The following is a 13,548-nucleotide window of genomic DNA, read 5'->3' as shown; positions in this document are numbered from 1 at the left end:
CAGCGATTACATACGCTCGACGGTGTCGATGCCCAGCGTATCCAGACCCTGCTTCAGCGTTTTCGCGGTCAGCGCGGCCAGCTGCAGTCGGCTCAGACGAACGGCGTCCGATTCGGCGCTGAGGATCGGGCAGTGCTCATAGAAGCCAGAGAACAGCCCGGCCAGATCGTAGAGGTAGGCACACATAACGTGTGGCGTGCCGTCGCGCGCCACCTGCATGATGACTTCTTCAAACTGGAGCAGACGCGTGGCAAGCTGTGCTTCACGCTCTTCACCGATCACGATCTCTGCATCCAGCGAATCGGCGTCGATACCTGCCTTGCGGAACACGGAGAGGACGCGGGTATAGGCGTACTGCATGTAAGGTGCCGTGTTGCCTTCAAAGGCCAGCATATTGTCCCAGTCGAAGATGTAGTCCGTCGTGCGGCTCTTGGAGAGGTCGGCATATTTCACCGCACTGATCCCGACGACTTCCGCCAGCGCTTTGACTTCCTCTTCGCTCATCTCCGGGTTCTTCTCACGCACCAGCGTGTAAGCGCGCTGCCAGGCTTCATCCAGCAGGTCGGCGAGCTTAATAGTGCCGCCGCTACGGGTCTTGAACGGACGGCCATCTTTGCCCAGCATCATGCCAAACGCATGATGCTCCAGCGGCACCGATTCCGGCACGTAGCCCGCTTTACGGACGATAGTCCAGGCCTGCACCAGATGCTGATGCTGACGGGAATCGATGTAGTAGAGCACGCGGTCGGCTTTCAGGGTTTCATAACGGTATTTCGCACAGGCAATGTCCGTGGTGGTGTAGAGGTAGCCACCATCCTTTTTCTGGATGATAACGCCCATTGGCTCACCTTCTTTGTTCTGGAACTCATCCAGGAACACCACGGTGGCGCCTTCACTCTCGACCGCCAGGCCTTTCTGCTTCAGATCGGCGACGATGCCGGGCAGCATATCGTTGTAGAGGCTTTCACCCATCACGTCGTTGCGCGTCAGGGTGACGTTCATCCGATCGTAGATTTTCTGGTTCTGGCTCATGGTGATGTCGACCAGCTTCTTCCACATCTGACGGCAATACTCATCACCGCCCTGCAGTTTCACCACGTAACCGCGCGCGCGCTCGGCAAATTCAGGATCTTCGTCATAGGTGCGTTTAGCTTCACGGTAGAAGCCTTCAAGATCGGCGAGCGCCATCTCGGCGTGATCTTCATTCTGCTGCTTTTCCAGGAACGCAATCAGCATACCGAACTGCGTACCCCAGTCACCGACGTGGTTGGCGCGGATCACATTGTGACCCAGGAACTCCAGCGTGCGCACTGCGGCATCACCGATGATAGTGGAGCGGACGTGGCCGACATGCATCTCTTTCGCCACGTTAGGCGCAGAATAGTCAACAACGATGGTCTGTGGCTCAGCCAGCTGCACGCCCAGGCGGGGCAGGGTCAGCACTTCGCGGGCCTGTTTTGCCAGCCAGGCGTGGTCAAGGAAGATATTGATGAAGCCCGGGCCGGCGATTTCAACTTTACTGGCGATACCGGTCAGATCGAGGTGCTGAATAACCGTTTCCGCTAACTGTCGCGGTGCCTGTCCCAGCTTTTTTGCCACGGCCATGATGCCGTTAGCCTGATAATCTCCAAACTGAACCCGTGCGGACTGACGAACCTGCGGTTCGCAATCGGCGGGTGCGCCGGCTAAAACCATTGCCTGACTGACTTTTTCGGAAAGAAGTGCCTGAATATTCACCGCGTTACCTTCATGTGCTGAACAACGCCCTGCCTGTGCAGCCGGGCTGTCTTCATCTTGCCTGAACCGGGCACGTTACCAGGATAGCGAAACGGATACGGCAGACAAAACGGAAAAAAATGAGGGGAAAAGTATACGTGAAATGTGAGTGGGCGTCAGTAGTTGGATGAGGTGGGGAAACAGAGCTGAATGAGATGTTTCCCGGAGGCGTTAACGGCGTCGTAAATGACGGCGAGGGTTCTTTACGCTTTTATCTTCACGCACCTTCCAATGGCGGGAAATTGCAAATCCCATCAGTGCGATAAGGACAGCGACAACGATGAGCATAGACATAGAGCCATTCCTTTTGGTTGTGTTAGGTCAAATTTATAGGAAGGCGCTAAGGGCTGCAATTGTTTCGTCTTCAAATAAGAGTTATCTTATTGTATAAAAGAACGCCATTTAAATCATGTGGTTATATGACTTTCATCAAGCAATCCATGGTCCTAAACAGAAGATAAATCCGAAATGAAAGCTGTTATTATAGGGTTTTGCGTTAAATTTCCGGTCAAATAAGATGAATCTTATCATTATATGACGCTCAGCAGGCGGCGCACAATAAACCAGACTGATTATAAATGCTAAACAAATTATGAGGAATCACGGAAGTGAAAAGATCTTTTCCGACAGAATTGGATGATTTAAAGACAGATTTAGAACGTTTTGAAGAATCGTTGCTGAATTTTGCACAGCGACTGGGTCTGCGCCTTAACGATCTTGAAATCGATCATATTGCTGTGCGTTGTCACCAGGACACCACCGCAATGCGCTGGCAGCAAGGCTTGCAGCTGATTGGCCATCAATTTTCGGCAGCCACGATCAACGGACGGCAGATTTGCCTGTTTAAGCTGCATGATCCACTGCGTGTCGCTGAACGGGAGATCGATGTGATAGAGCTGCCGTGGCCGGGTGAAAAACGGTATCGCCATGAGGGCTGGGAGCATATCGAGGTGGTGCTGCGTGGCGATCATCAGACGCTGGGGATGCGCGCCATGGCGTTACTGTCAGACGATGCGCTGACGCAGCCGGGAATCTCTTTTAAAACCAGCTCACCTCGGGGCGAGAATGAGCGTCTGCCCAATCCGACTTTGGCAGTGACGGATGGACAGACGACTATCAAGTTTCATCCATGGCGACTGGAAGAGATTGTTGCCAGCGAACAGCCCTAAATGCGGGCGGCTAGCGCGCGCTTCAGGCGCGCAACGGCCTCATCCAGCAGTGCCCGGGTACAGCCAAAATTGAGGCGGACAAACTGATCGTTACCAAACTCGCGTCCGGCCGTCAGGCCGAGTCCATATTTTTCAAAATAGAGCGCAGGACTGGCGACGTTCAGCGCGCTGGCGTCAATCCAGGCAAGATAGGTTGCCTCCGGTGAGGCGACGCTCAGGCCGTTCATCTTATTGACCTGCGACACCAGCCAGTCACGGTTGCTGCGCAGATAGGCATTCTGGGCCTTCAGCCAGGGCTCCCCCTCACGCCAGGCAGCAGCGGCGGCCGTGAGGGCAAGAATATCCACCTCCGGCACAATGCCGCGACGCAGCCGGTTAAAGCGGGCACGCAGTTCTGCATTGGGTATGATGGCAACAGAAGCACCCAGACCGGCGATATTAAAGCTCTTTGAAGGCGACATCAGCGTGACGCTGCGCTGTGCCGCATCTTCGCTCAGAGAAGCAAAAGGAATGTGCTGCGCGCCCGGCTCCAGCAGCAGATCGCTGTGGATCTCGTCAGAGCAGACAATCAGATCATGCTTCTGCGCAAATTCCAGCTGGGCTTCCAGCTCCTTGCGGCGATAAACGGTCCCGCCCGGATTCTGCGGATTGCAGAGCATTAACAGTCTCGCCTTTCCGGTCAGCGCCGCTTCCGCGCTCTCCATATCCAGCACCCAGCGTTCCTCTTGCAGCGTCAGAGGCAGGTTGATCTGACCCCGCTCGGCCAGTCTGGCGGCACCGCGAAACGGCGGATAGATGGGCGTGGGCGCCACGGTCATCTCATCAGGGGCGGTAAACGCCCGCACGGCCAGATTCAGCGCGCTGACCACGCCCGGCAGCACCACAATCCATTCAGGATTAACGTGCCACTGATAGCGCGAGGCAAGCCACGACAATGCGCTGTCGATAAAGGCGACGGGCGTGTCGCCATAGCCAAAAATTCCATGTGCGGTGCGGGTTTTAATCGCCTCAATCACACATTCAGGCGATCGGAAATCCGTATCGGCTACCCACAGCGGCAGAATGTCCTGGTCCGCATATTTGTTCCATTTAAGGCTATCGTTGTGACGACGGTCTATCCGTTGGTCGAAATTGAATGCCATAGTTAACTTTCCCGGTAAACTCATTCCAGCAGCCAGACTAACTGATGAATCTGCCCTGAACCAGAGTCATGTAAAGGAGAAGAGAATGACCACACTGGAAATTTGCTGCTATGGCGTGGATTGCGCCGTGACCGCACAGCAGGCGGGGGCCGATCGGGTTGAACTCTGCGCCGCGCCGCGTGAAGGTGGACTGACCCCGTCGATGGGTGCACTGCAGGCTGCCTGTCGCGATATTTCGATTCCGGTTCATCCCATTATCCGGCCCCGTGGCGGCGATTTCTGCTATACCGCCCGCGAATTTGAGACGATGAAATCTGACGTAGCGCTTGTTCGTGAACTCGGCTTTCCCGGTCTGGTTATCGGGATGCTGGATGAGGATGCTCACGTTCATCTGGGGCAGATGCGACAGATTATGGCGCTGTGTGATGGCCTGGCCGTGACCTTTCATCGGGCTTTTGACCTCTGTCACAGTCCGAGGCGTGCCCTGGAGACGCTCACGGATTTAGGGGTGGCGCGTATTCTCACTTCCGGTCAGCAGCAGAGCGCGGAAAACGGAATTGCGCTGCTCAGGGAACTAAATGAGAGCAGCACGGGTCCTATTATTATGGCGGGCGCGGGCGTACGCCTCAGCAATCTGCAAAAGTTTCTTGATATGGGGATTAATGAAGTCCACAGCTCGGCCAGTCACCTGATGGTGTCGCCGATGCGCTACCGCAAAGCGGGTGTCTCCATGTGTTCCGAAGCCGAAACCGATGAGTTCAGCCGCTATTGTGTCGATGGCGACGTGGTGGAGGCGATGAAAAGCGTGATGCAGATGAGCACCGTTCGGGTCGCCTGAACCACAACAGATTTTGCCGCGCAGCACGCCGATCATTGACGTGATGTTTGCAAGTACCAAACCCCAGTACGCTTGCTGGGGTTCTTTTTGTGCAACGTCTGCTGACCGGTATTTACGCTCACGCATTCCTGCAGCTGAGCGATTATCATCCCTTTTATCCCGTTCTGGCCTTGATGCCCTGAAAGTCAGCTGGAGGTTCAGCCAGGCGCACATCAGATTGTCAGTGGCGGGGCACGGCGGACAAAATTCGGCAGGTTCAACGACGGTCTGGCATTGCAGCGTTTACACTGAAAACATCCTTGTCCGGAGCTCGCCCTATGAAATGGAATCTGGAAGCGCTTCTTATTCTGACGCTGACGGCAGTCTGCAGCAGCCATGCTGCGGCCCGTGGATGCAACGTGGCTGCCGTGGCTAACAGCAATCAGCTGATTTTGCTGGGCGGCAATGCCAGAGGTGCCGTGAAGCAGGTGGTCGCCGGGGAATTTGGTAAAGATGTGAATTCGCAAAAGCGGGTACTGGGTCAGTTTGATGCCTGCGGCGAACTCACAGTGGCCGACATTAGCTATGACAAAAGTGAACGCAACGTGACCCTCAGTATGGAGCAGCACATTGCCCGCGTGCAGGGCGGCTGGGTTGCCGAGTATGCGTGGCTGGTTAAGGTGCTTAAGGCGGGTAAAGAGGAGGTGGTTGAAAACCGGCAGGGGACAATCAACTGGCAGAAGGGCGAGCACGGCAACATCACCAGCGCCTCTGACCGCTTTACCACCATGGGCAGGCGCGGCTTTACCGATACCACCTATCGCTATGATCGCCAGTTTCGGCTCGAAAAGAGCGTGGCGCGCGGCAGCGATCCGCTGAGCAACGGTGAGTTTTACTATCACTGGAATCCCCAGGGGCTGGTGACGCATACTACCTCTGCCCGCGGCAGTGACCGCTACAGTTACGATGCGCAGTGGCGGGAACGGCGTCTTGATACCCTGGAAACTACACCGCTCAGCACCATTCACTCAGTGGATGAGTGCCAGTCATGGGATGAGGTCGGCAACTGCACCCTGAGCTACCAGCATGAGACGGAAGTCTTCACGCGCGGCACCCTGAAACGCCATCTCAGTTCCGCTTACAAATATGAGTACTGGGATTCGCCACCTGCGGCGGGAGAATAGCAGGCGACCAGACAGTCGCCTGTTGAGGGGTTATTGCACCGTCCGGCTGAACGCATCCAGTGCCAGCAGCGCATTGGCGATATCTTCGGGCGAGAGATGGGGATTAAGGTTTTTCAGCGTATCGCCGTCGCTGTTCGCCAGGGCACCAATCTTCACCAGATTATCCCAGCTTTCATTCTCCAGATGCATCTCCTTAAGCGTCGTCGGCATGTTGATCGCGCGATAGAAGCGAATATAGCGGGCAATTTCTTCATCCGGACGCTGCTCCAGCACCATCTGCGTCAGCGTGCCATAGGCCACTTTCTCGCCGTGGGTCAAATGGTGGATTTCGCCATCTATCGCGGTAAATCCATTGTGGATCGCGTGGGCGCCAGCCAGTCCCCCGTTTTCAAAGCCCAGTCCTGAGAGTAGCGTGTTCGCCTCGACCACCGCTTCCACGGCGGGCGTAACCCGTTTTTCGGTCACGGCGATATAGGCGCTGTAGCCCCACTTCAGCAGCGTCTCTTCACAGGTGCGGGCAATCGCCAGTCCGGCCAGGGTCGGATCCCCATTGACCATCGATTTGGCATGCGAACGCGCTACCGCCTGCGCTTCAACCCAGGTGGCCAGGCCATCAGCAATGCCCGACGCGAAGAGGCGGGCCGGGGCGCTGGCGCAGACTGCCGTATCAATTAGCACCAGGTCAGGGTTTTTACTGTAAAAGCGATAGCTTTCGAAGACCCCGCTGTCGGAATAGATCACTGACAGGGCGCTGCAGGGAGCATCAGTGGAGGCGATCGTCGGTACGATCGCCACCGGCTGTTTCAGCTCATCCGCTATCGCTTTCACGGTGTCCAGCGTTTTACCGCCGCCCAGCCCGACCACCACGTTACAACCCTGATCCTGCGCCAGCTTACTGAGGCGGGTGATCTCGTTGCTGGAGGCTTCACCATTAAATTGCTGCCAGCTGAAGCCAATACCGGCCGACCGGAGCGTCTGCTGCGTTCGTTCACCAATCAGCTTCCAGACGACCTCGTCCGCCACCAGAAATGCCTGATCGCCCAGTTCGGCCAGCCAGGTCCCCAGCTCATCCAGCACACCGGCGCCCTGTACATATTTGCGGGGTGACGAAAAAATAAATTTGCTCATAACCACAACTCCGTGACAGGAATGAATTAACCTGATCCAGCCTGGCACATTCTGGTCATCCTGGCAGATGGCCTGCGGCACCCGGTCACCCGAACGGTTTCGCGGTGCGACCCCCCCTGCAAGGAACAATGGAGACGTGATGATGACCGCCACGCTGTTTTCTTTTCTGTTTGCGATAACCATTCTGACGCTGACCCCGGGCTTTGATACGGCGCTGGTGCTGCGCACCGCGCTTGCGCAGGGCTGGCAGCGCGCCTGGGTCACGGCCTCTGGTGTTACGCTGGGCTGTCTGCTGTGGGGGATTGCAGTAGGATTCGGGCTGGGCGCGCTGCTGATGGCCTCTGAACTCGCCTATAACCTGCTGAAGTGGACTGGCGCAGGCTGGCTGTTTTATCAGGGGATCAGATTACTGCTCAACCCGCGCCAGCAGCCGGTGGCAACGGAAGATGAGGTGCCGGTCAGGCCGCAGGGTTATCCTGCCTGCTTTCTGCGGGGATTAACGGGAAACCTGCTGAACCCGAAAGTGGGTGTGTTTTATGTCACCTTCCTGCCGCAGTTTATTCCGGCGGGTGCGTCAGTCGCGCTCTGGTGCAGCCTGATGGCGCTGGCACACATGGTGCTGGGGCTGGTCTGGAATGCGGTGCTGATTGCGGGCAGCCGCTATTTTTCGCACCATCTGCGCAAACCGCCGGTCCTGAAGATGATGGATCGCCTGACCGGCTGCGTGTTTATCGGCTTTGCGGCGAAACTGGCGTTGTCGCGCCGCTAAGCGCTTAAGGTTTGGTGGCGACCAGCACGGCGCGCAGAGGCGCGGGATAGCCCTCAACCGTTTTGCTGGGGTCCCCGGGGTCGAGGAATTCCGCCAGCGACTCACTGGTCATCCAGTCGGTACGGCGCTGCTCTTCCGTCGTGGTGCGGGCGAAATCGACGATACGCACATCGACAAATCCGCTTTTTTCCAGCCAGCTCTTCAGGGCGTCAGCAGACGGGATAAAGAAGACGTTGCGCATCTGCGCGTAGCGCTCGCCCGGCACCAGCACCTGATTGACATCCCCCTCGATGACCAGCGTCTCCAGTACCAGTTCACCGCCGCTCACCAGCTGATTCTTCAGCTGCAGCAGGTGATCCAGCGGGGAACGACGGTGATAGAGCACGCCCATCGAAAAGACGGTATCAAAGGCCTGCAGCGCGGGAAGCTGCTCGATGCCCAGCGGCAGCATGTGCGCCCGGCGATCGTCATTCAGCAGCTTACGCACCGCTTCGAATTGCACCAGGAACAGCTGCATCGGATCGATACCGACCACCAGCTGCGCGCCTGCACCAATCATCCGCCACATGTGATAGCCGCTGCCGCAGCCTACATCCAGCACCGTCCGACCCGCCAGTGGGGAGATGTGCGGCATGACGCGTTCCCACTTCCAGTCCGAGCGCCATTCAGTATTGATATGGGTGCCATAGAGGAAATAGGGGCCTTTACGCCATGGCATCAGGTTGCGCAGCAACTTTTCGATGCCCTGACGATGACGGTCGCTGATGTCATCGCGATCGGCGGTCACGCTGTGCAGCAGGTCGAGCTTTTGCGGTTCCAGCAGCGGCAGATACTCCAGCGACTTGTACCAGTCACGGAAGTGCCCGTGCAGGTTTTCACGCTGCCATTCGCTGATCTGTGCCGGTAACACTTCCAGCCACTTCGCCAGAGGACCCACGGCGATTTGCTGATAAAAACGGGCAAAGTCGATCATTTCAACGCCACCAGGGAACCAAAGTTAAAGCACTGGAACCAGAGTTCGGCGTGCGGGAAACCGGCCTGTTTGAGGCGGGCTTTATGGGTTTCAACGCTGTCTGTCAGCATCACGTTTTCCAGCATGCTGCGTTTCTGACTGATCTCCAGTTCGCTGTAGCCGTTAGCGCGTTTAAAATCGTGATGCATGTTGAACAGCAGTTCCCCGACGTCGGCATCTTCAAAACTGAATTTCTCCGACAGCACCAGCGCGCCACCCGGTTTCAGTCCCTGCCAGATCTTCTGCAGCAGCGCCAGGCGGGCAGGCGGTTCCAGAAACTGGAGCGTGAAGTTAAGCACCACCAGCGAGGCATTTTCGATGGGGACATCGCGGATATCGGCTTCCAGCACCGTGACGGGCGTGTCAGCGCGAAAAGCATCCAGATGACGACGACAGCGTTCGACCATCGCCGGGGAATTATCCACGGCAATGATCTGGCAACCCGGTACATGGATATTGCGGCGTACCGACAGGGTCGCCGCGCCCAGCGAACAGCCCAGATCGTAAACCTGGCTGTCGGGGGTGACAAAACGTTCAGCCAGCATACCAATCATCGAAATGATGTTGGAGTAGCCCGGCACCGAGCGCTGAATCATGTCAGGAAAGACTTCAGCAACGCGCTCGTCAAAGGTCCAGTCGCCCAGTTTTGCAATGGGCGCTGAAAAGAGTTGATCGCGGTCAGACATATCGAAAATCCGAAGAGACGACGGAAAGGGCGCTATTCTGGCAGAAAGTGGGGCGGGCTGCACCCCTTAACCCCGGCTGGCTTAATGCAGCGACAGAACCAGATCCCACGGCAGGTAGATCAGGTTAAAAATCACCATGCCGCACAGCGAAAACAGCGTCAGCATCATGCCATATTTGCGTCCCGCCATTGCGCTGCTGCGCAACCCCCAGGCATGTAGCAGGCGGCTGATGAAAAACAGCAGGCCGGTAAGATGCACCATCCAGATATCGGCGCCGTTCATCTCCATCATGACCAGCAGCAGCAGCGCCAGCGGAACGGTTTCGATGGCATTGCCGTGAATCCGAATCGCTATCTTTAAGTCGTGATAGCCACCATCGCCATAGGCCACATGATAGAAACGACGATAACGCACCACGTCGAGCGTGAATTTCATCACCAGTATTGCACCCAGTACCACATATAATGCGCTAATCATCGTAACTCCTGTCACCCTCGATAAAGTGGTTAGTCTAGCCAGCGGAGCGGGCGCTGTCCTGTTTCGTCACTAAAACAGTGAGGTCTGTTGCGGCCAGTCTGGTCCGTTGCCAATGCCGGGGTCAATCTGCTGCAGCTGCGGCCAGAGTGCCTGAACCAGCGGAAAAACCTGGCCCATATCAGGCGTATGCAGAAACAGCATCACGTCGCCCTGCTGTTGCCATGCCAGCAGCTTATCGTGCCAGATCTGAAACAGTGGCACGCTCTCATCCACGCTGTCGCTGCCGATAAACCGCACCATCGGCTGCGATCCGGTGCGCAGGGCGTGTGGCGGTACGCGAGGCTTCTGGGAACGTGCGACCAGCGCGGCCGGACTCTGTGAGGTGGAGGCGTGCACCGGACGGCTGTCGAGCATCACCCGGTTGACGCCGCGTGCCAGCAGACCCCGATTCAGTGCCCGCTCCGCGTCACCCTTGGCAAAGAACGCCGGATGGCGGACCTCGACGCCGTAATGAAAGCGACGCGGCAGGCTATCCAGGAAATGCCAGAGCGTCTCCAGCCCGGCCGGAGAGAAGCTGGCCGGCAGCTGCAGCCAGTACTGACCGATCCGGTCGGCCAGCGGCTCCATCAGGCGCAGAAAATCGGTCAGCAGATCGTCGCTGTGCTGCAGTGCCGCCTGATGGCTGATGGTATTGGGGAACTTAAAGCAGAAGCGAAACGCCTCGTGCGTCATGTCGCGCCAGCGCATCACTGTTTCAGCATTGGGCAGCGCATAAAGCGTGGTATTTCCCTCTACACAGTGGAAATAGCGGGCATAATCCGCCAGGCTCCCGATACCCCAGCGTTTCCAGTGTGAATGCTGCCACTGAGGCAGGCCAATACGAAGTGTCACGCGCGCTCCTGACGACGGGTTAAGATAGCCCATTATCCTTCAGCGTCAGGCTAAGGGGCAAATGCACACAGGAAATCGGCGCTTTGGCGTGGATCTGCTTATCCTGCCTGCCTTTTTCCATTATAATAGCCGCCATTTTTGCGACAGCATCACATAAGGCAACGCGGCTGGATGCTGTCAGCTGCAGCGGCGAAGTTAAAAGGATAGTGTTATGCGTACAGAATATTGCGGACAGCTCAATCTGTCTCATGTGGGTCAGCAAGTCACCCTTTGCGGCTGGGTAAACCGCCGTCGCGATCTGGGCAGTTTGATCTTTATCGATATGCGCGACCGCGAAGGTATCGTGCAGGTGTTTTTTGATCCCGATCGTGAGGACGCGTTTAAGCTGGCTTCTGAACTGCGTAACGAATTCTGTATCCAGGTAACCGGTATCGTTCGTGCGCGTGATGAGAAGAACAAAAACAGCGATATGGCGACCGGCGAAGTGGAAGTGTTCGCCCAGGCGCTGACCATTATCAATCGCTCTGAGCCCCTGCCGCTGGACTCGAACCAGACCAACAGCGAAGAAGCGCGTCTGAAGTACCGCTATCTGGATCTGCGTCGTCCTGAGATGGTGACGCGTCTGAAAACGCGCGCAAAAATCACCAGCTTTGTCCGTCGCTTTATGGATGATGAAGGTTTCCTGGATATCGAAACCCCGATGCTGACCAAAGCGACCCCTGAGGGCGCGCGTGACTATCTGGTGCCGAGCCGGGTTCACAAAGGCAAGTTTTATGCGCTGCCGCAGTCACCACAGCTCTTTAAACAGCTGCTGATGATGTCCGGTTTTGACCGCTACTATCAGATCGTCAAATGTTTCCGCGATGAGGATCTGCGTGCTGATCGTCAGCCAGAATTTACGCAGATCGACGTCGAAACCTCCTTTATGACCGCGCCTCAGGTGCGTGAAATTATGGAGCGCCTGATCCGCAACCTGTGGCAGGATGTGCAGGGCGTTGACCTTGGTGAATTCCCGCAGATGACCTTTGCGGAAGCGATGCATCGCTACGGTTCCGATAAGCCGGATCTGCGTAACCCAATGGAGCTGGTGGATGTCGGCGATCTGCTGAAAAACGTCGAGTTTCAGGTCTTCTCTGGCCCGGCGAACGACGCCAAAGGCCGCGTCGCCGCGCTGCGTGTGCCTGCCGGTGCGCAGCTGAGCCGCAAGCAGATTGATGAGTACGGCAAATTTGTAGAGATTTACGGCGCAAAAGGCCTCGCGTGGATGAAGGTTAATGTCCGTGCTGACGGTCTGGAAGGCGTACAGAGCCCGGTTGCCAAGTTCCTGAATGCTGAGATTGTCGAAGGCATTCTGAGCCGCACCGGCGCGCAGGATGGCGACATCATCTTCTTTGGTGCCGACCGTGCCAAAGTAGTGGCTGATGCCCTGGGGGCGCTGCGCCTGAAAGTGGGTCGCGATCTCAGCATCACCGACGAAAACGCCTGGGCACCGCTGTGGGTGATTGACTTCCCGATGTTCGAAGAGGACGAAGAGGGCGGTCTGGCGGCGATGCACCATCCGTTTACCGCACCGAAAGAGATGAGCGCCTCAGAGCTGGCCGCCGATCCGACCCGTGCCGTGGCGAATGCCTACGACATGGTGATCAACGGTTATGAAGTGGGTGGCGGTTCCGTGCGTATCCACAACGGCGAAATGCAGCAGACGGTCTTCAGCATTCTGGGCATTGAAGCGAACGAGCAGCGCGAGAAATTTGGCTTCCTGCTGGATGCGCTGAAATTCGGTACGCCACCGCATGCAGGCCTGGCTTTTGGCCTGGATCGCCTGACCATGCTGCTGACCGGTACCGACAACATCCGTGACGTTATCGCCTTCCCGAAAACCACGGCAGCGGCCTGCATGATGACCGAAGCACCAAGCGAAGCAAATCCGGCTTCACTGCTGGAGCTGGGCATTCAGGTCGTGAAAAAAGAAAAGCTCGAGAACAAATAATGGGCTACAAACACCCGGTTTCAGTGCTGGTCGTAATTTCGGCGCAGGATACTGGCCGGGTGTTAATGCTGCAGCGGCGTGACGATCCCACGTTCTGGCAGTCGGTGACCGGCAGCCTGGAACCGGGGGAGCTGCCGCTGGCGACCGCCTGTCGTGAAGTGAATGAAGAGGTCGGTATCGACGTCGTGGCTGAGCGGCTGGAAATAGAGGATTGTCAGCGTCAGATTGACTTTGAAATCTTCCCCCATTTCCGCCATCGCTACGCGCCGGATGTCACCCATAATCACGAACACTGGTTTCGCCTGCAACTGCCGCAGGAGCGGGAGATCATCCTGACCGAACATCTGGCGTTTCGCTGGCTGGCGGCGGCGGAGGCAGCAGCATTAACCCGATCATGGAGTAATCGTCAGGCAATTGAAGAATTTGCCTGAGTGCGCGTCACTGCCCGCCTTTCCGGCGGCCGGTCGCGTATATTTTATCACTATGGTGAGTTTTAACAGGACTGCA

At 56.8% G+C, this 13,548-nt stretch carries 13 protein-coding genes; 6 read left to right on the top strand and 7 right to left on the bottom strand.

The genetic code is table 11. From position 1 onward, the window contains the following. Positions 1-6 precede the first annotated feature (6 nt). Positions 7-1,737, bottom strand: a complete 1,731-nt coding sequence (gene argS / locus ACLHDD_RS07775) for an arginine--tRNA ligase (RefSeq protein WP_427103645.1) — start codon at positions 1,735-1,737, stop codon at positions 7-9. Positions 1,738-2,384: 647 nt separating this feature from the next. Here argS and ACLHDD_RS07770 point away from each other — a divergent pair. Further along, positions 2,385-2,945, top strand: a complete 561-nt coding sequence (locus tag ACLHDD_RS07770) for a VOC family protein (protein WP_427103644.1) — start codon at positions 2,385-2,387, stop codon at positions 2,943-2,945. On the opposite strand, the gene ACLHDD_RS07765 is transcribed toward ACLHDD_RS07770, so the two are convergent. After that, entirely contained in the window at positions 2,942-4,087 is a 1,146-nt protein-coding gene (locus ACLHDD_RS07765) for a MalY/PatB family protein (protein WP_427103643.1), read from the bottom strand. The two genes, ACLHDD_RS07770 and ACLHDD_RS07765, sit on opposite strands and share 4 nt — an antisense overlap. 85 nt (positions 4,088-4,172) lie before the next feature. Here ACLHDD_RS07765 and cutC point away from each other — a divergent pair, with 85 nt between their 5' ends. Further along, positions 4,173-4,925 (top strand): copper homeostasis protein CutC, encoded by a 753-nt coding sequence (cutC, locus tag ACLHDD_RS07760; RefSeq protein ID WP_427103642.1) that lies wholly within the window; start codon positions 4,173-4,175, stop codon positions 4,923-4,925. A 317-nt stretch (positions 4,926-5,242) separates the two neighbouring features. Next, complete coding sequence (locus ACLHDD_RS07755) at positions 5,243-6,088, top strand: hypothetical protein (protein ID WP_427103641.1); 846 nt, start codon at positions 5,243-5,245, stop codon at positions 6,086-6,088. Positions 6,089-6,118: 30 nt separating this feature from the next. Here the strand turns inward: ACLHDD_RS07755 and ACLHDD_RS07750 are convergent, their stop codons facing one another. Then, positions 6,119-7,216, bottom strand: coding sequence for a glycerol dehydrogenase (locus tag ACLHDD_RS07750; RefSeq protein WP_427103640.1), 1,098 nt, complete (start codon positions 7,214-7,216; stop codon positions 6,119-6,121). 142 nt (positions 7,217-7,358) lie between these two features. Here ACLHDD_RS07750 and ACLHDD_RS07745 point away from each other — a divergent pair, with 142 nt between their 5' ends. Then, positions 7,359-7,985, top strand: coding sequence for a LysE family translocator (locus tag ACLHDD_RS07745; RefSeq protein WP_427105185.1), 627 nt, complete (start codon positions 7,359-7,361; stop codon positions 7,983-7,985). Positions 7,986-7,989: 4 nt separating this feature from the next. Here the strand turns inward: ACLHDD_RS07745 and cmoB are convergent, their stop codons facing one another. The 4 genes from cmoB to ACLHDD_RS07725 form a co-directional block, all read right to left on the bottom strand. Beyond that, a complete protein-coding gene (gene cmoB / locus ACLHDD_RS07740; protein WP_427103639.1) occupies positions 7,990-8,958 on the bottom strand; it encodes a tRNA 5-methoxyuridine(34)/uridine 5-oxyacetic acid(34) synthase CmoB in 969 nt (322 codons plus the stop codon). Beyond that, the gene (gene cmoA / locus ACLHDD_RS07735; protein WP_313655597.1) at positions 8,955-9,683 is read right to left on the bottom strand and encodes a carboxy-S-adenosyl-L-methionine synthase CmoA; all 729 of its coding nucleotides are present in this window, start codon (positions 9,681-9,683) and stop codon (positions 8,955-8,957) included. Before cmoA ends, cmoB begins: the two co-directional genes overlap by 4 nt. 81 nt (positions 9,684-9,764) lie before the next feature. After that, complete coding sequence (locus ACLHDD_RS07730; RefSeq protein WP_427103638.1) at positions 9,765-10,160, bottom strand: MAPEG family protein; 396 nt, start codon at positions 10,158-10,160, stop codon at positions 9,765-9,767. A 69-nt stretch (positions 10,161-10,229) separates the two neighbouring features. Beyond that, positions 10,230-11,051, bottom strand: a complete 822-nt coding sequence (locus tag ACLHDD_RS07725) for a DUF72 domain-containing protein (RefSeq protein ID WP_427103637.1) — start codon at positions 11,049-11,051, stop codon at positions 10,230-10,232. Positions 11,052-11,262: 211 nt separating this feature from the next. Here ACLHDD_RS07725 and aspS point away from each other — a divergent pair, with 211 nt between their 5' ends. Further along, positions 11,263-13,041 carry an aspartate--tRNA ligase gene (gene aspS / locus ACLHDD_RS07720; protein WP_427103636.1) on the top strand — a complete coding sequence of 593 codons (1,779 nt, stop codon included), beginning with the start codon at positions 11,263-11,265 and terminating at the stop codon, positions 13,039-13,041. After that, a complete protein-coding gene (gene nudB, locus ACLHDD_RS07715; protein ID WP_427103635.1) occupies positions 13,041-13,472 on the top strand; it encodes a dihydroneopterin triphosphate diphosphatase in 432 nt (143 codons plus the stop codon). The genes aspS and nudB overlap by 1 nt, the downstream gene beginning before the upstream one ends. The last annotated feature ends 76 nt before the right edge of the window (positions 13,473-13,548 follow it).

It is taken from the genome of Pantoea sp. NSTU24 (assembly GCF_050157905.1).
GTDB lineage: Bacteria > Pseudomonadota > Gammaproteobacteria > Enterobacterales > Enterobacteriaceae > Pantoea.
This window is presented reverse-complemented; position numbering and strand designations above follow the sequence as displayed.

What these genes read in the sequence shown, in the direction of transcription:
- ACLHDD_RS07765 (WP_427103643.1), bottom strand. Translation starts at nt 4,087, where the DNA reads ATGGCATTCAATTTCGACCAACGGATAGACCGTCGTCACAACGATAGC.
- cutC (WP_427103642.1), top strand. Translation starts at nt 4,173, where the DNA reads ATGACCACACTGGAAATTTGCTGCTATGGCGTGGATTGCGCCGTGACC.
- ACLHDD_RS07755 (WP_427103641.1), top strand. Translation starts at nt 5,243, where the DNA reads ATGAAATGGAATCTGGAAGCGCTTCTTATTCTGACGCTGACGGCAGTC.
- ACLHDD_RS07750 (WP_427103640.1), bottom strand. Translation starts at nt 7,216, where the DNA reads ATGAGCAAATTTATTTTTTCGTCACCCCGCAAATATGTACAGGGCGCC.
- ACLHDD_RS07745 (WP_427105185.1), top strand. Translation starts at nt 7,359, where the DNA reads ATGACCGCCACGCTGTTTTCTTTTCTGTTTGCGATAACCATTCTGACG.
- cmoB (WP_427103639.1), bottom strand. Translation starts at nt 8,958, where the DNA reads ATGATCGACTTTGCCCGTTTTTATCAGCAAATCGCCGTGGGTCCTCTG.
- cmoA (WP_313655597.1), bottom strand. Translation starts at nt 9,683, where the DNA reads ATGTCTGACCGCGATCAACTCTTTTCAGCGCCCATTGCAAAACTGGGC.
- ACLHDD_RS07730 (WP_427103638.1), bottom strand. Translation starts at nt 10,160, where the DNA reads ATGATTAGCGCATTATATGTGGTACTGGGTGCAATACTGGTGATGAAA.
- aspS (WP_427103636.1), top strand. Translation starts at nt 11,263, where the DNA reads ATGCGTACAGAATATTGCGGACAGCTCAATCTGTCTCATGTGGGTCAG.
- nudB (WP_427103635.1), top strand. Translation starts at nt 13,041, where the DNA reads ATGGGCTACAAACACCCGGTTTCAGTGCTGGTCGTAATTTCGGCGCAG.